At 71.0% G+C, this 18,846-nt stretch carries 16 protein-coding genes and 1 riboswitch; of the genes, 5 read left to right on the top strand and 11 right to left on the bottom strand.

All coding sequences use genetic code 11. The features are described 5' to 3' along the window. Positions 1–15: 15 nt before the first annotated feature. The 6 genes from E3O48_RS00445 to E3O48_RS00420 all read right to left on the bottom strand — a co-directional run bounded on the left by E3O48_RS00445 (position 16) and on the right by E3O48_RS00420 (position 7,663). On the bottom strand, positions 16–987 hold the full coding sequence (locus tag E3O48_RS00445) for an ABC transporter permease (RefSeq protein ID WP_134508804.1): 972 nt from the start codon (positions 985–987) through the stop codon (positions 16–18). Positions 988–1,005: 18 nt separating this feature from the next. Then, a complete protein-coding gene (locus tag E3O48_RS00440) occupies positions 1,006–2,526 on the bottom strand; it encodes a sugar ABC transporter ATP-binding protein (RefSeq protein ID WP_134536896.1) in 1,521 nt (506 codons plus the stop codon). A 1-nt stretch (position 2,527) separates the two neighbouring features. Then, on the bottom strand, positions 2,528–3,562 hold the full coding sequence (locus E3O48_RS00435; protein ID WP_134536895.1) for a LacI family DNA-binding transcriptional regulator: 1,035 nt from the start codon (positions 3,560–3,562) through the stop codon (positions 2,528–2,530). Positions 3,563–3,717: 155 nt separating this feature from the next. Next, positions 3,718–5,256, bottom strand: a complete 1,539-nt coding sequence (locus E3O48_RS00430; protein ID WP_134536894.1) for a GGDEF domain-containing protein — start codon at positions 5,254–5,256, stop codon at positions 3,718–3,720. Between the two features lie 16 nt (positions 5,257–5,272). Further along, a riboswitch (cyclic di-GMP riboswitch) is annotated at positions 5,273–5,346 on the bottom strand. A 203-nt stretch (positions 5,347–5,549) separates the two neighbouring features. Then, complete coding sequence (locus tag E3O48_RS00425; RefSeq protein WP_134536893.1) at positions 5,550–6,386, bottom strand: SDR family oxidoreductase; 837 nt, start codon at positions 6,384–6,386, stop codon at positions 5,550–5,552. Positions 6,387–6,604: 218 nt separating this feature from the next. Beyond that, the gene (locus E3O48_RS00420) at positions 6,605–7,663 is read right to left on the bottom strand and encodes an FGGY family carbohydrate kinase (RefSeq protein ID WP_166788566.1); all 1,059 of its coding nucleotides are present in this window, start codon (positions 7,661–7,663) and stop codon (positions 6,605–6,607) included. A gap of 285 nt (positions 7,664–7,948) precedes the next feature. On the opposite strand from E3O48_RS00420, the gene E3O48_RS00415 reads away from it, so the two are divergent. Both E3O48_RS00415 and E3O48_RS00410 read left to right on the top strand, forming a co-directional pair. After that, positions 7,949–8,554: a hypothetical protein gene (locus E3O48_RS00415; protein WP_134536891.1), complete on the top strand. Its 606-nt coding sequence runs from the start codon at positions 7,949–7,951 to the stop codon at positions 8,552–8,554. A 210-nt stretch (positions 8,555–8,764) separates the two neighbouring features. After that, on the top strand, positions 8,765–9,520 hold the full coding sequence (locus E3O48_RS00410) for a 2,3-bisphosphoglycerate-dependent phosphoglycerate mutase (protein ID WP_134536890.1): 756 nt from the start codon (positions 8,765–8,767) through the stop codon (positions 9,518–9,520). Positions 9,521–9,533: 13 nt separating this feature from the next. Here E3O48_RS00410 and E3O48_RS00405 read toward each other — a convergent pair whose 3' ends face one another. Together E3O48_RS00405 and E3O48_RS00400 are read right to left on the bottom strand one after the other, a co-directional pair. Beyond that, positions 9,534–10,043: a DinB family protein gene (locus E3O48_RS00405; protein WP_338145192.1), complete on the bottom strand. Its 510-nt coding sequence runs from the start codon at positions 10,041–10,043 to the stop codon at positions 9,534–9,536. A 93-nt stretch (positions 10,044–10,136) separates the two neighbouring features. Next, on the bottom strand, positions 10,137–10,994 hold the full coding sequence (locus E3O48_RS00400; protein WP_134536889.1) for a hypothetical protein: 858 nt from the start codon (positions 10,992–10,994) through the stop codon (positions 10,137–10,139). Between the two features lie 239 nt (positions 10,995–11,233). Here E3O48_RS00400 and E3O48_RS00395 point away from each other — a divergent pair, with 239 nt between their 5' ends. Further along, positions 11,234–12,226, top strand: a complete 993-nt coding sequence (locus E3O48_RS00395) for an LLM class F420-dependent oxidoreductase (protein WP_134508785.1) — start codon at positions 11,234–11,236, stop codon at positions 12,224–12,226. A gap of 53 nt (positions 12,227–12,279) precedes the next feature. After that, the gene (locus E3O48_RS00390; RefSeq protein WP_134536888.1) at positions 12,280–13,449 is read left to right on the top strand and encodes a class I SAM-dependent methyltransferase; all 1,170 of its coding nucleotides are present in this window, start codon (positions 12,280–12,282) and stop codon (positions 13,447–13,449) included. Between the two features lie 148 nt (positions 13,450–13,597). On the opposite strand, the gene E3O48_RS00385 is transcribed toward E3O48_RS00390, so the two are convergent. The 3 genes from E3O48_RS00385 to E3O48_RS00375 all read right to left on the bottom strand — a co-directional run bounded on the left by E3O48_RS00385 (position 13,598) and on the right by E3O48_RS00375 (position 17,159). After that, positions 13,598–15,658, bottom strand: coding sequence for a glucose PTS transporter subunit IIA (locus E3O48_RS00385; RefSeq protein ID WP_198412991.1), 2,061 nt, complete (start codon positions 15,656–15,658; stop codon positions 13,598–13,600). Positions 15,659–15,983: 325 nt separating this feature from the next. Next, positions 15,984–16,352 (bottom strand): DUF1622 domain-containing protein, encoded by a 369-nt coding sequence (locus E3O48_RS00380; protein ID WP_134536886.1) that lies wholly within the window; start codon positions 16,350–16,352, stop codon positions 15,984–15,986. 3 nt (positions 16,353–16,355) lie between these two features. After that, the gene (locus E3O48_RS00375; RefSeq protein WP_206751278.1) at positions 16,356–17,159 is read right to left on the bottom strand and encodes a DNA alkylation repair protein; all 804 of its coding nucleotides are present in this window, start codon (positions 17,157–17,159) and stop codon (positions 16,356–16,358) included. A gap of 258 nt (positions 17,160–17,417) precedes the next feature. Here E3O48_RS00375 and E3O48_RS00370 point away from each other — a divergent pair, with 258 nt between their 5' ends. Further along, positions 17,418–18,797: a DUF6421 family protein gene (locus tag E3O48_RS00370; protein WP_134536885.1), complete on the top strand. Its 1,380-nt coding sequence runs from the start codon at positions 17,418–17,420 to the stop codon at positions 18,795–18,797. Positions 18,798–18,846: the final 49 nt, after the last annotated feature.

Here is an 18,846-nt window from a genome sequence, read left to right as displayed (position 1 = left end):
AGGGAGCGGGACGACTCAGCTACTGCGGGTCTTGCGGCGCAGCACGTCGACGCCGACGGCGAGGGCGATCACGAGGCCGATCACGACCTGCTGCCAGAACGACGTGACGTTGAGCAGGTTGAGGCCGTTGCGGATGACCACGAGCACCAGGGCGCCGACGAAGGTGCCCGAGATCTTGCCGAGCCCGCCGGAGAGCGAGGCGCCGCCGATGACGACCGCGGCGATGGCGTCGAGTTCGTAGCCCGCCGCGGCCTGAGGCTGGGCGGAGTCGAGGCGGCCGGCCAGCAGCAGCCCGGCGAGCGCCGCGAAGAGCCCGGCGAGCGCGAACACGGTGACGAGGATGCGCTTGACGGGCAGTCCGGACAGGCGTGCGGCCTCGGCGTTGCCGCCGACGGCGTACATCGAGCGGCCGATCACGGTGCGGTTGAGCAGGAATGACGCGACCAGGGCGGCCACCAGGAGCACCACGATGGGCATCGGCACGGGACCCAGGTTTCCGCCCAGGAAGGAGACCTCGGCGGGCGTCTTGATCGGGCGGCCGTCGGAGATGACCAGGGTCAGCCCGCGGGCGACGCTGAGCATGGCGAGGGTGGCGATGAAGCTGGGCAGCTTGCCGTAGGCGTTGGCGAGGCCGTTGACCACTCCGGCGAGCAGGCCGGCGACGAGTCCGCCGACGAGGGCGAGCCAGCCCGGCAGGCCGGCGCTGACGAACAGCCAGCTCGACACCATCGCCGAGAGGGCCGCGACGGCGCCGACCGACAGGTCGATCCCGCCGGCGACGATGACGAACGTCATGCCGAAGGCCAGCACAGCCACCGTGGAGACCTGGATGCCGATGTTGAGCAGGTTCTGCCCGGTCAGGAAGTCGGGGGTCGCGATGAACAACGCGATGCAGAGCACGACGAGGCCGACCAGGGCGCCGTTGTTGGCGAGGAACTTCTTGTAGTTGAAGCCGCGCCTCGTTGCGGGCTGGGTTGTCGTTGACATGCGTGGATCCCTTTTCTTTCAGTTCTTCTCGTCGACATCGCGGGCGGCGAGTGTCATTACTGCGTCCTGGGTGGCCTCGGCCGTGGTGAGTTCGCCGGCCAGCTTGCCGTCGCGCATCACGAGGATGCGGTCGCTCATCCCGAGGATCTCGGGAAGTTCGCTGGAGACCATGACGATCGCGCCGCCGGCCGCGGTGATCGCGTTCATCAGCTCGTAGATCTCGACCTTCGCGCCGACGTCGACTCCGCGGGTGGGTTCGTCGAGCAGGAGCACAGTGGAGGCGGCGATGATCCAACGGCCGAAGACGGCCTTCTGCTGGTTGCCGCCGGAGAGGGCGCCGACCGCCTGGTCGATGGTGTGCATCCGGATGCGCAGTTTCGTCGCGACCGCCTGCGCCCGGCTGCGCTGGCCGGCGAAGTCGGCCAGGCCGAGCCGGGCGGTGGAGGCGAGGGTGGCGTAGCCGAGGTTGTCGTTGACCGAGGCGCCCGTCACGAGGCCCTGCCCCTTGCGGTCCTCGGGGACGTGCCCGATGCCGGCCTTGATCGCCGCCTGGATGTTGCCCTTGGGCAGCGCCTGGCCGCGCACGGTGACGGTGCCGGAGTCGTAGTGGTCGGCGCCGGCGATGGCGCGAATCAGCTCGGTGCGGCCCGCTCCGACCAGGCCGGCGATGCCGAGCACCTCGCCGGCGCGCACGGTGAAGGTGATGTCGGAGAACCGCCCGGTCGAGCTGAGGTGCTCGACGGCAAGGATCCCGGCCGGCTGGGTCCCGGCCGGCTGGGTCCCGGCGCCGGTATTGCGGGGGTACTGGTCCTCGATGCTCCGGCCGACCATCAGCTTGACGAGTTCGTCCTCCGGGGTGGAGGCCGGCACCTCGGCGACGAACTCGCCGTCGCGGAGCACGGTCACGGTGTCGCCGACCTCGGCGATCTCGTCGAGGTGGTGGCTGATGAAGAGCATCCCGACGCCGCGGCTGCGCAGGTCGGCCATCACGGCGAACAGGCTCTCGGTCTCGTGCCGGGTCAGGGCCGCGGTCGGCTCGTCCAGGATGAGGATGCGGGCATTGATGCTGAGCGCCTTGGCGATCTCGACGAGCTGCTGCCGGGCGATGCCGAGCTCGCCGACCAGGGTGTCGACGTCGATGTCGAGGCCGATCAGGTTGAGGGCGGCGCGCGCCCGGTTGCGGAGGGCGCTGCGGTCGACCATGCCGTGCCTGGTCGGCATCCGCCCCAGCATCACGTTCTCGGCGATGCTCATGGTGGGCACCAGATTGAGTTCCTGGTGGATGGTGGCGATGCCGAGCTCTTCGGCGGCGCGGGTGGTCGGCAGTGTGACGGTCTTGCCGTCGACGACGATCCGGCCGGCATCGGGCTGGTAGACGCCGGCCATCATCTTGATCAGGGTCGACTTGCCGGCGCCGTTCTCACCGAGCAGCACCTGCACCTTGCCGGCGTAGACGCTCACGGTGACGTCCTTGATGACCGTGACCGGGCCGAACGTCTTGCCCACGTTCTGCAGGGTGACGAGTGGTTGTTGGCTCATTTCAGTTCGTCCTTAGGCTGGGCCCGGATGCGGGTGAGGTGGGGGTAGACGACGAGGCGCGCACGATCAGTTCGCTGGGCAGCACCACCGATTCCGGCTCTCCGCCGTCGATGACCTGGAGCAGCATGTCCACGGCGATCCGGCCCATCTCCTCGACGCTGTGCGAGATCACGCTCAGCGCGGGGTTGAGCAGGGCAAACCATTCGATGTCGTCGAAGGCGATCAGCGCGATGTCGGCGCCGATCCGGCGGCCGAGCTTGTGCAGGATGGCGATCGCCCCGACGGCCATCAGGCTGTCGGCGGCGAGCAGGGCCGTCGGCGGCTCGCGCAGCTGGAGCAGGGCGTGCACGCCGGCCGAGCCGCTGGCCGCCTGATAGTCGCCGAAGTAGACGAGTTCGGGATCCTGGCTGAGTCCGGCGGCGGCGATCGCCCGGGTGAACGCGGCGAACCGGTCCCGGCCGGTGGAGGTGGCCTGCGGCCCGGAGATGTAGCCGATCCGGGTGTGCCCGGCCGCCGCGAGATGGTGGACGGCCTGCCGGATGCCGGCCTCACTGTCGGTGGTCACGCTCGGGATGTCGAGGCCGTCCACGGTGCGGTCGACGAAGACGGTGGGGATCTCCCGGGTGATGAGCGAACGGATGCTGCCGCTGCCTTCGCCGAGGGGGGCCACGATGATGCCGTCCACCCGGCGGGAGATCAGCGTGTCGAGGTAGCGGTCCTGCTGTTCCTTGCGCTCATTGGCGTTGCCGAGCAGGGTGACGTAGCCGGCGGCCAGGGCGGCCTGCTCCACGGTGTGGGCCAGGTCGGCGAAGAAGGGGTTGCGCACGTCCGAGACGAGCAGGCCGATCGAGTCCGACCGGGTCGAGCGCAGGGCGCGGGCCTGGGCGTTGGGCCGGTAATCGAGTTCCGTGACGGCCGCGGCGACCCGCGCCCGGGAGTCCGGTGAGGTGGCCGGGTTGCCGGAGAGCACCCGCGAGGCCGTGGCCACGGAGACGCCGGCGAGCGCCGCCACGTCCTTGATCGTGATCGCAACCATCGGGTGTCACCTCGTCGTGTTGTATGGAATCGTTTCCATGGAAACGATTCCATACTACGACGCTGAGTGAGCATCCGTCAACCTCGTCCCGCCAGGGCCGGCAGCCGGGCCCCACGCCCCGCTCCGGGCGCCGCGGTCGGGTCCGCGGCGCCGGGTCAGGCGTGGACGGTGTGGTACCGATCCATGGTAAGGAGACCGGGGGTGAATGGCTCGACCCGGCCCTTTCCCTTCGCCTTGGCGGCGTACATCGCCACGTCGGCCTGGTGCACGAGCTCTTCGATGCCGACTCCGGCGGCGGGCGTCGCGATGCCGATGCTGGCGCCGACCCGCATCGACTCGGCGCCGACCAGGAACGGTTCCGCCACGGCGTCGACGATTCGCTGGGCGATCTCGGTGGCCTCGGCCAGGCCGGTGCCGTGCAGGAGCACCGCGAATTCGTCGCCGCCGAGCCGCGCGCAGACGTCGGTCGGGCGCACCGAGGCGCGCAGCCTGGCGGCGACCTCGACCAGCACGATGTCGCCGGCCCGGTGCCCGAGCTCGTCGTTCACGTCCTTGAAGTCGTCCAGGTCGAGGAAGAGCACCTGCAACCCGGCCGGATCGTCGCCGCCGGCCAGGCCGGCGGAGAGCCCAGCGAGCAGCGAGGCGCGGTTGTGCAGGCCGGTCAGCGAGTCGGTGCGGGCCTGCGCCGAGAGCTCCTCGTGCGCGTGGCTGTTGCGGATGGCGAGCGCGACCTGGCCGGCCAGGCCCCGCACGGAGAGGATCGCCTCGGCGGGGATCCTGCCCGGCGCGCCGACCAGCAGCCAGCTCCGCTCGTCCCGCCCCTCGAATTCGAGGCACTCCCACATCAGCGGCTCGCCGACCGCGGCGTTCAGCGGCGCGGGGTCGAGGATACGGGCGACGGATGTCCCTGGCCGGGTGAACAGGACCTCGCCGGGGAGCCGGCCGGGGACGTTCCGGAAGTTGCCGGCCGTGCCCGCGACCCGCAGGGTGCGCCCGTCCGGTGCGAGCAGGACGAGCCGGAGCCCGGGAGTCGCCGCGCAGAACTCGGCCGAGGCCGACCAGCCCAGGGCCAGGATCGCGGCCGTGCTGGTGGCGCCGAGCAGCTGGGAGCCGGTCGCGGCGAGCACGCGGTCGCGCCCCATGCTCTGCTCCCGGGCGGCGAGCGACTTGCCCAGCTGGCGGGCGATCAGCACGGTGAAGAACATGGTGGGGAGAACGCCGAGGAACGCGCCGAAGTCGGTCCCGATCCTGTCCTCCCGCAACAGCGGCCACACCGCGTAGAGCGAGCCGAGGGCCGCGGCGAACAGGCTGACCCGCAGCAGGGCCTGCGCGCCGGAGCCGTACAGTGACCGGAACCAGAGGGCGCCGAACATGACCATGACCACGGCCGACGCCTTCGGCGACGCCAGGGCGAATGCCATCATCGCCAGCGCGTCGATCAGGTCGACGCCCAGGGGAATGCGCCGGCGCACGAAGCCGGTGGTGAGCGAGGAGACGAGCACGGCACCGCCGGCGAGGCCCAGGGCCAGCAGTCCGCCGCGCGCCGTGAGCAGCACCCCGGGGACGGCCAGGACCACGGAGACGACGGCCAGCCAGAGAAAGAGCCAGCGGGCGCCATCCGCAATGCCCGTGGGCCGCGTGAAGATTCCCGACCCACCCGTGCGGACGGCGGGGCCGTCGGTCACTGTGTTCATCGATCTGGTTCCTGTTCCCGGTGGGCCGGCTGACCATGAGGCCCCGTGCCTTTGCGACCCCGCCTCGCGACGGGTGTGCCTTTCCTCCGGCCGTCGGTTGTGAGCTCGTCCGGGGGCGCACCTTCAACGTAGGCGAAGACCACCCCGTTGTCCTCATAAATGAGGACCCCAGTTCGGGGCACGCCGGCGCCGGCGCGTTGTTGGTGAGTTGCGGAAAAAGCACCCTCCCGCGCCACGAAGGTGCATTCTCCGCATCTCAGCGGGCGGGCGACGGATGCGGCGGGGCGGGCAGGTCAGCGTCGGCCGGTGAAGGCGTCCATCGACCGGTACACGCCGAAGACCCGGCCGGCGACCAGGTCCCACGCCGGCAGGGGGAGCAGGCCCCGCACCGCGCTGGACAGGCCGACCGTCCACGGCATCAGGAGCCTCGGACGGCCCGCGAGCATGGCCCGCCACACCCGGTCGACGACATGCTCGGGCGTCATCAGCGGGGTGAACAGTGGGCCGCGGGCACCCTCGAACATGCCGGTGGAGATGTAACTCGGGCAGACAGTGGTGACCTTCACCTGACCGTGGCCCTGCTGGGTGAGTTCGAGGCGGAGGGAGTCGCTCCAGCCGATCAGCGCGGCCTTCGACGCGGCGTAGACGCTCATCCGAGGAGTGGACAGCATCCCCGCGGCCGACGCGATGTTGACGATGCGCGATTCGCGGCCGGTTCCCTCGATCATCGCGGGCAGGAACTCACGCGTGATGTACATGGGGGCGAGGGCGTTTACCTGCATGGTCGGCCGGGTGTCGTCGCCGTTGTCATGTTCCCAGAAGTAGGAGCCGCGCACGATGCCGGCATTGTTGATGACGATGTCGGGATTGCCGACCTCCATCCGCACCCGCTGGGCCGCCTGGGCGATCGCTCCCAGGTCGGCGATGTCGACGACGTACGGCGTCACCTGGCTGCGGCCATCCGAACGTTCGTTCAGGATGGCGGCGGTGACCGCCAGCGCCGCGGGGTCGCGGTCCCAGAGGATTACGGCCTTGGCTCCCTCGGCCACCGCCCGCTCGGCGTAGAGGCGGCCCATGCCCATGGCTGCGCCGGTGATCAGCACGCGGGCTCCGGATACGGTTCGAGTCATTGCTCCATCATCCCAAGACTTTCCCTGCGGACCACCCGCCACCCGCCACCCCGCCACCTCGCCACCTCGCCACCGCCACCCCGCCACCCCGCCGAGATCTGCCATTCCGGTCGAGGGCGACCGGCACACCGGTCGGCCTCGACCGAAAAGGTCGATCACGGCGAGAGGATCACTCCAGGCTCCGCCGCACGGCATCCGCCCAGAGTGCGGCCCGCTCCTCAACCTGGGCGGTGGAGCCCGGCCGCGGATCGGCCACGTGCCGCCGCGCCGGGGTCAGCGGCCCGGCGATCCCGGCCCGGTCCACCTGCCCGACGGCCAGTCCGGCGACGAGCGCCGCCCCGCGAGCGGATGCCCCCGGCACCTCCACGGCGGCCACCCCCCGCCGAGGTGGTCGGCCAGCATCCCGCGCCAGGGCGGCGAGGTCGTACCGCCGCCGGCGAGCCAGAGGTCGCCGCCGGGGCGGGCGCGGCCACCGGGGTGACGAACTGGCCGCCCGTGCCGAGGGTCAGCTGCACGGCCCCGGGAGTGACCAGCCCGCTGCCGAGCATCGCGGCGGCCGTGTCGGCGAGACCGTGCGCCACCGGGATGCCCGCCCGCAGGCCGAGGTCGGCCGCGGCATCCGCTGTCAGCGGCCCGGCGATCTCGGCGGCCTCGTTGATCGGCGGGAGCAGCCCCGGGTCGATGCCCAGACCGGCGGCGAGGCCGGTCAGCCACGCCCGGCCGGTCAGGTCGTAGAGCAGGGTCGCGGAGGCGTCGGTGTGCTCGGTCGCCGCGATGCCGGTGAGGCGCAGCCGGAGGTAGTCCTTGGGCTGCAGGGCGACGGCTGCCGCCCGCAGCGTGGCCGGCTCGTGCCGGGCGAGCCAGCCGAGGAGCACGCCGGCCATTCCGGGGCTGAACGGGTTGCCGAGCCGCTCGAGCACCGTGGGGGCCAGCCGGGCCCAGTCGGGCTGGAGTCCTGCCGCCCGGGTGTCCGCCCAGGTGATCGCGGGCCGCACCGGCGCGCCGCGCCCGTCGACGAGGACGAGCCCGTGCATCTGGCCGGACAGTCCGACGGCGCCGACGTCACGGTCGGCAGCCGCCGTCACCTCCCGCACGGCCGCGCAGACGGCCGCCCACCAGGCGTCGGGGCTCGTTTCGGCCCAGCCGGGGTGCGGCGCGTCGAGCGGGTAGGCCGCCTGGGCGCCGGCCAGCCGCCGCCCGTCCGCATCGAAGAGCGCGACCTTGACCGAGCTGGTGCCCAGGTCGATGCCGAGCAGGGTCTTCTCACCACCGCGCACGCTGCCTCCTGGGTCTGCGCGAAAGCGCGTCGACGGACGATCGAATGCTACGCCGGGTGCGCGGCCGGGCGCTGGGCCAGGCGGGCACCCGGGCGCTGGGCCAGGCGGGCACCCGGGCGCTCGGCCGGCTGGGAGAATAAGCCCAGCCCGCGCCCAGCCTCGCCTGCCAGTCTTGCCGACAACGACACCGACACCGGCACTGCCGCCACCGGCACTGCCACCCACGTCGGCGTCGGCCCCGATGCGGCGCCCGCCAGTCATCCCGACAGCCAGAAGGAGCACACCATGGGATTCCTCGACCGCCTCCTCGGCCGCGACGAGCCGGAGCGCTCACCCGCCCGCCCGGCCGCGCCGAAACGCACCGACGATGAGATCGCCGTCGAACGCTACGAGTACCTGCTGCGCACGGCCCCGCCTGAAACGATCGAGCAGGTGCACACCGAGGCGTTCAGCAAACTCACCGAGGAGCAGCGCGACCTGCTCTTCCGCCGGCTGAGCGAGAACGCCGACGCCGCCGAGCGACCCGCGAACGCCGAACCGGCCACGCTCGCGCAGGCCGCCACCCGCCAGGAGCTCCGGCAGCCCGGCACCCTCGCCCGCAGCTTCGGCGGTCAGGGCCAGGGCGGGCTCGGCTTCGGCGGCATGGTCGGCAGCACCATCCTCGGCACGGTCGCCGGCTATGTGATCGGGTCCGCCCTGGTGAGCGCGTTCCTGCCGGGCGATTCCGGGGGCACGGATGCCGGTGGCGACTCCTCGGGCGACTCCGGCTCGGATGCCGGCGCCGACAGCTCCAGCGCCGACACGGCCTCCTCCGGCGGGGACTTCGGCGGCGACTCGGGCGGCGGTTTCGGCGGCGGGGACTTCGGGGGCGGGGACTTCGGCGGGTTCTGACGGCTCCCCGGCCGGTTCTGACCGCTCCCCGGCGCGCACCCGCTGCGAGCGCGCACCCGGGTGCCGGCGCGCACCCGCTGCGAGCGGGACCGTGAGCCCGAAACCGTGAGCCTTAACCGGTAGCCTGAGACCGAACAACGGCCCAGGACGGCCGCGGCTGCCGGGAGACCGGCCCGCGGGCATCCGCGACGGAAAACAGGCTGGTGACCCGTGCGAGACGCCGGCATCCTGGTCCTGCTCCGTCACGGCGAGAGCACCGCGAATGCGGCCGGACTGTTCACGGGTGTTCTGGATGTCCCGCTGTCGGTGCGCGGGATCCACGAGGCGCAGTCCGCCGCCGCCCTGCTCGCCGCGGCGGGCCTCGCCCCGCAGTCCGTCTTCAGTTCCGAGTTGCACCGGGCCAGGCAGACCGCCGAGATCGTGACCGGGGAGCTGCCCTCCCGCCCGGAGGTCCTCGCCGCGGACTGGCGGGTGAACGAACGCAACTACGGTGCCCTGACCGGCCGGTCGAAGGAGGACGTGCGGGCCGAGTTCGGTCAGGAGCAGTTCCTCGCCTGGCGTCGCTCGGTGCACACGGCGCCGCCGCCGCTGGGCGACTCCGCCTTCGCCGCGCTGCGGGAGTCGGCACTGTTCCGGCGGCTCCCCGCCGAGGCCCTCACCCGCACCGAGTCGCTGAGCGAGGTGATGACCCGGGTCGTCGCCTTCCACGCCGAACGGATCGAGCCGCGGCTTACCGCCGGCCAGGTCGTGCTCGTCGTCGCGCACGGCAACTCCCTGCGGGCATACTGCGCCGTGCTCGACGCGCTCGACGACCACGCCATCCACCGGCTCAACCTGCCGACCGGGCATCCGCTCGTCTACCGGTTCGGCGATGCTCCGGCGCTCCGGCCGCCCGGCGGCCGCTATCTGGATGCCGTCGGCGCGCACGCGGCCGCGATCACTCTCGCCCGCGAGGGCGGAACCTGACCGGTCGGCCGGGTTACTCGCCGACCGTGCCGTCCACGGCCTCGCGGAGCAGGTCGGCGTGCCCGTTGTGGCGTGCGGTCTCCTCGATCAGGTGCACGAGGATCCACCGCAGGCTCCAGTGCTCGCCGGCCCGGTTGACGCCGGCCGACAGGGCCCCAAGGTCGACGCCGGCGACGGCCGCGCGGCTATGGTCACAGGCCGTGCGATAGAGCTCCCGGAGCGCCTCGGAGTCGTCCTGGGCCGCGGTGCGGAACTCCCAGTCGGGGTCGTCCTCCCAGGAGACGCTGACCCAGGGCTCCTGCTCCGGCCGGCCGAGGAAGCGCACCTGGATCCAGTGCTCCTCGACCAGGGCGAGGTGCTTGAGCAGCCCGCCGAGGGTGAGGGTGGACGGCGGGAGGCGCCGGCTCAGCCCCGCGGCATCCAGCCCCTCGGCCTTGCCGAGCAGGGTCGCCCGCTGGTAGTCGAGGAACTGGGCGAGCGTCGTTGCTTCGTCGGCGGCCGGGGTCGGGTCGATGCGGTCCATGCCGCCCATGTTCCCACGTCCACCGTCGCACCGGCACCCCCGGCGCTGACGCCGCTCGGGTTGACGCCGCGCCTCGCGGCACGACCCGGCGGCCTAGTACCAGTCCATCGCCTGAGAGTGCGACCAGGCCGAGCACGGGGTGCCGTAGCCGCGGCTGATGTAGTCGAGGCCCCACTTGATCTGGGTGCTCGCGTTGGTCTGCCAGTCCGGCCCGGCCGAGGCCATCTTGTTGCCCGGCAGAGCCTGCGGGATGCCGGTGGCGCCGCTGGCCTCATTGAGGGCCGTGTACGACCAGCCGGATTCCTTGGCCCACAGCTGGGTCAGGCAGGAGAACTGGGACTCGCCCCAGCCGTACCGTGCGGCGGCGAGGTCGCGGGCGGTGGCGCGGGCCCCGTCGGGAGTGTTGGCGGCGGTGAGCGCGGAGGCTGCGGCATCCGCTGCCGTTGCGGCCGCCGCAGCGGCGGCCCGGTCCGCTTCGGCCGCCGCGGCCTGCACGGTGGCCGCAATGGTGCGGGTCCGGCCGGTCAGGGAGATGACCGCGTCGAGGTCGAGGGTCTGGTAGTTCGCGAGCGACGTGACGGATGCCACCAGCGGGCCGACATCGACCTTGTCGCGGGTCGAGGCCATCACCACGGTGGCGTCGCGGAGGGTGTTCTTCGCGCGCCCGTCGGCGTGCGCCTTCGCCGTCTGGGGGTGGACGGCGAGCTGGTCGTGGCGGAGGCCGGTGCTCTGGGAGAGCTCGGTGGTCGCCGCCATCCTCGCGGCGCCGGCCTCGCTTGTCTGGGCGGAGGATGCGGCGCCGACGATGAGTCCGGTGAGGGCCAGGGCGGCCGCGGCCGACACGACCGTGGTGCGGCTGCGCTTCCGCCGGGCGGCGAGCGACTTTCGGGAGGACGGGGTGGACGGCACGCGGGCGGACGGGCGGAACAGGGTGCGGAGGAGGGAGATCATGACTTCCAGGTGGCGGCGCCGGCGGGCAAACGAGGCCGGGGCGCCGGGTCGGTGGACCCGCGGCCGGATTGCCGGGCGGGCGAAGTGGTCAGTCTGCACGCCGGTACTGGATGAATCCTCACTTTTACCTGTGAAACCCATGCGCGCGTATGGACATCGCGGCCCCGGAGTGCCGGCCCTGGCCATCGCGACCCCGGGCCGTCACCGGGCTCCCGCCCGACTGCGCCTAGGCTCGACCTATGCGATTCGGACTGTTTGTACCCCAGGGCTGGCGTCACGATCTGGTCGGGATCGACCCCGCCGAGCAGTGGGCGGCGATGAGCGGCCTCGCCGCGCACGCCGACGCCGGCGACTGGGAATCGATCTGGGTGTACGACCACTTCCACACCGTCCCGGTGCCGAGCGAGGAGGCCACGCATGAGGCCTGGACCCTGATGAGCGCCTTCGCGGCCACGACGAAGCGGGTGCGGCTCGGCCAGATGTGCACCTGCATGAGCTATCGCAACCCGGCCTACCTGGCCAAGGTGGCCGCGACCATCGACATCATCTCCGGCGGCCGGGTCGAGATGGGCATCGGGGCCGGCTGGTACGAGCACGAGTGGCGCGCCTACGGCTACGGGTTCCCCCGGGCCGGTGAACGCCTCGCCCGGCTCGAGGAGGGCGTCGAGATCATGAAGCAGGCCTGGACGACCGGAACGGCCACCCTCGACGGCACGCATTACCAGGTGGACGGCGCGATCGTGCGGCCGCTCCCGCTCCAGGACGACGGCATCCCGATCTGGATCGCGGGCGGCGGCGAGAAGGTCACGCTCCGCATCGCGGCGCAGTACGCGAATTACACCAACTTCGACGGGTCGCCGGAGGGGTTCAGCCACAAGAGCGCCCTGCTCGAGGAACACTGCCGGGTGCTGGGCACGGACTTCGCCGCCATCACGCGCTCGGCCAACTACAACACCGTGATCGCGGCGACCGAGGCCGAGGTGGCCGACCGCCTCGACGTGATCGAGGCGCGGGTCACGCCCCATCTCGGCGTCGCGGGCGCGGCGGACTTCATGGCGGAGTACCGCAGCGGTCAGGCGCAGGGAGTCGGCACGCCGGAGCAGATCGTCGAGCGGCTGAGCGGGATGAAGGAGCGGGGCCTCGGCTACGCCATCCACTACTTCCCCGAGGCGGCCTATGACCGGTCGGGCATCGAGCTGTTCGAGCGCGAGGTCATGCCGGCTCTCCGCTAGCCTCCCCGCCCCGGCCCACACCGCCCACGCCCCCGAGCAGGAAGAGGGACCCCATGATCGGCACGAACTCCGCCCCCGGCACGCCCGGGCATCCGTCACCGGACCGCGCCGGCTGGGTCGAGGCCGGCGAGGCGCGGTCGGCGGCCTGGCATTCGGAGAGCGGCTGGGCGCCGCCAACGCGGATCATCCCCGTCGACGACACCCTCACCGCGGATGCCGCCTACCGCCTGGCGAAGGCGGGCACCGGGATGCTGTGGCGCGGCGACTACCTGGGCGGCCGCCAGCTGCTGCAGGCCCTCGCGCGCCGTGTCGACCGCGGCCGGCACACCCCGTCACCCGACCTGGCGAGCGCATTCCGCCGCACCCGCACCGAGGCGGTTCGCCGGGCCCGCCTGCTCGGGCTGGTCCTCGTTCCGCTGGGCGCCGACTACTCGGTTCCCCTCCGCCGGGCGCCGCTGGTGGCGGATGCCTGCACCGAGACCTACGGGCCGGCAACCGAGCCGTCGGTCCTCGCCCTGCGCGAACTCCTCGGCGTGATCGGGGCGCACCAGTGGCGCATCGAGGGCGTCGACGTCCCGGCGCTCGGGGCGCGCATCCACCCGCACTACGGCGTCTTCTCCCCCGTGCGCGGCGAGTACCTCGACCTCGTGCGCACGGCACCCCTGCCGGACGGGGCGAGCTCAGCCTTCGACATCGGCACGGGAACGGGCGTGCTCGCCGCGATCCTCGCCCGGCGCGGCATCGCACGCGTCGTCGGCACCGACCAGGCGCCGCGTGCGCTGGCCTGCGCCCGGGAGAACATCGCGCGGCTGGGCCTGACCGGGGCCGTCGACGTCGTCGACGCGGACCTGTTCCCGGAAGGCCGGGCGAGCGTCGTCGTGTGCAACCCGCCGTGGATCCCGGCCGCCGCCGTGACCGCGACCGACTTCGCCGTCTACGATCCCGACAGCCGGATGCTGCGCGGCTTTCTCTCCGGACTCGCGGAACACCTCGAACCTGGCGGCGAGGGCTGGCTCGTGCTCTCCGACATCGCCGAGCACCTCGGCCTGCGAAGCCGCAGCGAGCTTCTTGACCTCATCGAGGACGCCGGCCTCGAGGTCGTCGCACGGCAGGACACCCGGCCCGTGCACCGCAAGGCGGCGGACGCGAGCGACCCGCTGCACCTCGCCCGCTCGAAGGAAGTGACCTCGCTCTGGCGGTTGCGCGCGGCATCCGCCGGCTGACCCGGAGGCCCCGCGTTGAGTCGCTGACGCGGCGACCTGCGCATCCGCACAACAGAATCCACACAGAAAGAATCCGCGCAGACAGAATCCGAACAGACAGAAAGGGTGGGCAGAGAAGATTCTCTGCCCACCCTGTCCGTATGGTGTCTTACTTGGCCGCGACCGTGATGAGCGGGCTTCCGACGCTCACCTGTCCGAACGCCGCCTGATCGACCGATCCGAACTTCTTGGGGTTCGTGACGAGCACCGGGGTGACCAGCGAGTAGCCGGCCTCCTCGATCACCTTGCGGTCGAAGGTCACCAGCGGAGTGCCGGCTTCAACCCGGTCGCCCGCGGCCACCTTGACGGTGAAGCCCTTGCCGGCCAGGTTGACGGTGTCGATGCCCACGTGGATGAGCAGTTCGACGCCGTTGTCCAGCAGCAGGCCGAAGGCATGGCCGGTCGCCTGCGCGACGACGACCTTGCCCGCACCAGGTGCGTACACGGTGTCCTCGGTCGGGTCCACTCCGACGCCGAGGCCGACGATGCCCTTGCTGAACACCGGGTCCGGCACGTCGGAGAGCGGGATGGCGATGCCGGCGACGGGCGAACCGACGGTGGCCAGGACGGTGGCGACCGCGGTCGCCGTGCCTGCGCCAGCGCCTGCGCCAGCGCCAGCCATGGCAGCGGCAGCAACCGGAGCTGCCACGTGTGCGGAATCGGCGGCCTTCTCACTTGCGGCGGCTTCGTCGGCGGCAACCTGGGCGGCAACCTCCGCCTTCTGCTCAGGCGTCTGGTAGCCGGAGAGGATCACGAGGATCATCGCGGTGAAGAACGCGGCGGCAACGGCGCCGGCGTACAGCGGGATGTTGTCGAACGCGGGAATCGTCAGCAGCGAGGTGAAGACGAACGCGCTGGTCTTCACGCCGCCGCCGAGGCCGATGATGACGCCACCGACGAGGCAACCGAGGAGCATGCGCGGGTAGATGCGCTTGAAGCGCAGGTGGATGCCGTACAGCGAGGGTTCGGAGATGCCGCCGAGGAGTCCGGCTGCGAGCGCGCCCGTCGCCGTCTGCTTCATCTGACGGTCCTTCTCGCGGATGGAGAGGAACAGCACACCGGCGGTCGCACCGAAGCAGGCGAAGTTCCAGGCACCCATCGGGCCCTGAATGAAGTCAAAGCCCAGTGACTGGATGTTGAGCAGCATGATCGCGTTGAGCGGCCAGTGCAGGCCCAGCGGAACCATGAACGGGTAGGCCAGCGGAATGACAACGGCGAAGATGAACGGCGAGAAGTCGTTGATCGACTTGAGGAAGTTGCCGAGCGCGGCGCCCCCGTACACGCCCATCGGGCCGATCAGGAAGGCGGTCAGCGGGATCATGATCAGCATGCTGAGGAACGGCACGAAAATCAACTGAACGCTGGACGGAATGATCTTCTTCAGGTACTTGGTCAGCAGGCCGAGCACGACCGCCATGAGCAGCGGCGGGAACACCTGCGAGCTGTAGTCCGTGACGGTCAGCGGCAGTCCGAAGATCTGCACGACGGACGCCTTGCCGCCGAAGACGGTTTCCGCGCCGTCGGTCTGGCCCAGGGCGGTGAAGCCCGGCAGCATGACGACGGCCATGATGGCGAAACCGACCCAGGGGTCGGCGCCGAGCCGCTTGGAGGCGTTGTAGGCCACCATGAGCGGCAGGAAGACGAAGACGCCCTGCCACATCAGGTTCACGAACTGCCAGGACGGGTCCAGGGTGACGCCGGGGGCGTTCCAGGCCGGGATGACACCGAGGGTCGCCATCAGGGCCATGAAGGTGATGAACAGCGATGCGCCGAGCAGTGCGCCCAGGATCGGGCGGAAGGAGTCGGAGAGGATCTCGAAGAACGTGTCGAGCCCCGCGAACTTTCCTCGCGGGCCCTTGGCCCGTTCCGCGGCCTTAATGTCGGCGGCGTCGCCGGAGTGGCTGTCACCGGAGTGCATCTTCTTCAATGCGGGCAGCGCCATAATGTCGTTGTAGACGGTCTCGACTGCTCCGCCGATGACCACCTGATAACGGTCCCCGGTCTGGGCGACGCCGCCCAGGACGACGGGGATCGCCTCAACCGCCTTCTGGTCGATGCCCGACGCGTCCTTGAGCTGGAAGCGTAGGCGGGTCGCGCAGTGGGTGAGGCCGACGATATTCGCGGCCCCTCCCATGCTTTCAATAATGTCTGCAGCAGGTTTGGATGCCACTTGGTTCTCCCTTGATGTGGATGTGGAACGTGGGATTCCCCCTGGCACGACTCGTGCAAACCGCGGTGGCCGGCTGAGAAGGTCCTGTAAATCTTCACGTATCATTAGCAACGATAACGGTTATTAGGGAAGAGTCGAAACTCGTTCTTCGTCTGGGGCGACAGCCGAATCTCCGTTCACGCCGCCGGCGGTCGCCCGATTGCGGTGATGACCAGCCAAACATGGTCGCGCTCTCACGAGAAGACTGCGCACCGGTACCCGCCGGTTTTTTTCAGGCGGATGCGATCAGGGCTGCCTGCCCGGGCGCGACCCTGGCCCAGGCCGGTCAGGACGGCGGGTCGCCGCGGCGCATCCGCCAGCGCGCCCACGGCCAGACGCCGTCCATCTCCACCTCGAGCGAGAAGCTGAGCAGGATCCGGATGATGACGATCCCGGCCAGGCCGAGCACGCTCTCCGTGGTCAGGTCGACCAGGATCGTGCGGATGATGTCGGCCACGATCAGCACCTCCAGCCCGAGCAGGATCGCCCGGCCGAGGTTGCGGCGCAGCTCGGTGTAGGCGCTCTTCCGCGTGGCGGCGGCGAGCGCCCGCGGCACCGCCACGACGAACGCGGAGGCCCCGCCCAGCACCATGATCCCGGCGCCGGCCGCCTCGACCACCTGCACGACCGTCCGGATGACCTCTTCGAATGCCATGGTTCACGTCCGATCCGTGGGCCGGGGCAGTGCCCGGTAGTGGGCGCGCAGCCCGGCGTCGAGGTGCTCGGTCGCGTAGCTGAGCGCGGTGCGCGGCATCCGCCCGGCGTTCTCGTCGAGGAAGGCGAGCAGCAGGGCCCGGTCGACGCGCTTGCCGACCTCGCGCAGCATCCAGCCGACCGCCTTGTGGATCAGGCTCTCCGTGTCGTCCAGGAGCAGCGCGGAGAGTTCGAGCGTCGTCGACGCGTCGCCGCGGGCGATGAAGCCGAGCGTGGCGATCATCGCCGTGCGCCGCTGCCAGAGCAGTTCGTTGCCGGCCAGCTCGAACAGCACGCCGCGCGGCCGGTCGAAGAGGTACCCGCCGAGCACCGCGGGAGCCGACGAGTCGACCAGGTCCCAATTGTTGACCCGGCCGCGGCGCACGGCGTCGAGGTAGAACCCGGCGATGGCGGCGCGCGCGTCGTCGTCGCGGTGACGGGTCGTGCCGGCCCGTTCGAACCGGGCCACCAGAATCAGCAGTGCGGCGAGCCGGTGTTCGTGCACCGGGCTGGCCAGGAGCAGGTCGATCTCGGCCAACGGAAGCCCGGTGAAGCGCTTCACCACCTGCCGGGTCGCCGGCACACTGACCCCGAGGAACACGTCCCCCTCGCCGTACTGGCCCGGGCCGCCCTGGAAGTACCGGGATGCACCCTCGGCGCGCGCCGGGTCCGCGAGCTCGGCCAGCGCCGCGACCACGGATGCCGCCGCGCCCACGGATGCCGTGGTGCCCGCCGTGCCCATCGCATCCGTCACCGTCGCATCCGTCACCCTCGCAGGGTAGCTCGGAAGCCGCTCCCTCGCCCGCCGCGCCCCCGCCGACATCGACCTTTCCGGTCGAGCCCGGCCGCCGGAAGTGACGACCTCGACCGAAACGCTCGAATTCGGCGAGGTCAGACCACGTTTCCGGCGATTCGTTGCGGGAAGTCGCAAGAAAACGCCGGGGTCGTCCCGATACGCTGGACCGTGGCGCTGAAGCCGGCGCCGCCACTGCCGCAACCGCGGCATCCAGGAGGACGGGAGGTTCCCATGTCGAATTATGTTGCGCAAGAAGCACTGGTCGGTGAGCCCGAGGTTCTCGAGGATGTCGCCGCCTCCCCCGCCTGGCTCCGCCTCAAGGCCGCCGCCACCGCGCTGCAGGCTCTGCAGGTCAAGAACGGTTCGGTCCCCGAGGCCACCGCGCACCCGGATGCCGCCGCCCACGTGGCGACGATCACCGAAGCCGTCGACGAGCTCGCCCCGCGCTTCCCGCACGACGCCGCCTACCTGACGGCACTCACGAGGGACTTCGCCCGCTGGGTCGCGGAGGGCTTCGGCGAGCCCGACTTCTACGACTCGCTGATGGCCTTCCAGCCGCAGCTGCACCGGGCCGACGGCATCCGCCACCTGGTCGTGTTCCCGATGTACACCCAGAACGGCAGCACCAACCGCCTGGTCGAGGCCGTGCTGATCGAGGTCATCTGGCCGGCGTTCATCGACGAACTGGAGAAGGAGTACACGAACGGGCTGTTCGTGCCGATCCGGTTCCTCGACTTCACGCCCGGCTACGACACCAACTCGGCCGTCCTGTTCCCCGAGACCGTCGCGATGCGCGAGATCCCCACGTTCACCTGGGGGGCGATCTTCGCCGACCGGGAGGCCGCGAGGTTCCGCCGGGTGGTGCGCGCGGCCGCCGGGATCACCCGTCTCGACCTGCCCGCCGACGCCGCCGCGCTCCTGGACGACCAGCACCTCACCGAGGAAACCTTTGTGATGTGGGACCTCATCCACGACCGCACGCACATGCGCGGCGACCTGCCGTTCGACCCGTTCATGATCAAGCAGCGGATGCCGTTCTTCCTCTACTCCCTCGAGGAACTGCGCTGCGACCTGACCGCTTTCCGCGAATCGGTCACGATCGAACGCGACGAGGCGGCCAGCCCCGAGGCGCGCAAGCACGCGAAACTGGTGCAGTACGCCGTGATCTTCGACCGGATCTTCCGGTTCGCGATCAGCGGCAGCCGGGTGCGCAACTACGACGGGCTCGGCGGCCAGTTGCTCTTCGCGTGGATGCACCAGCACCACGTGCTGCACTGGACCGACACGGCGCTCACCTTCGACTGGGAGGCAGTGCCCGAGGTCGTCATCGCCCTCGGCGCGCAGATCGACGACCTGTACTGGGCGTCGATCGACCGGCCGAAGAAGGCGCACTGGCTGGCCGCCTACGAGATGATCGCGAAGACACTGACGCCGAACCCGGCGTCGACCTGGGCTCGCGGCCTGCCGTTGGAGGTGCTCGCCGGCGCGCCGAAGGGGTACACCGACCTCGTCCTCGACGACGAGTTCCCGCTGTCGATGTTCTTCGAGGCGCTCGACAAGAAGATGAAGACCGTGATCGAGTCGACGGCCGGGCTCACCGGGCGTGACTGAACGACCGGACGACACCGTGGGGTCGGCGTCTGACGCCGGCCCCACGGTC

Origin of the sequence: Cryobacterium sp. HLT2-28, assembly GCF_004402495.1 — a bacterium.
Taxonomy (GTDB): domain Bacteria; phylum Actinomycetota; class Actinomycetes; order Actinomycetales; family Microbacteriaceae; genus Cryobacterium; species Cryobacterium mannosilyticum.
The sequence above is the reverse complement of the archived record's forward strand: the minus strand, read 5'-3'. Positions and strand labels throughout refer to the sequence as shown.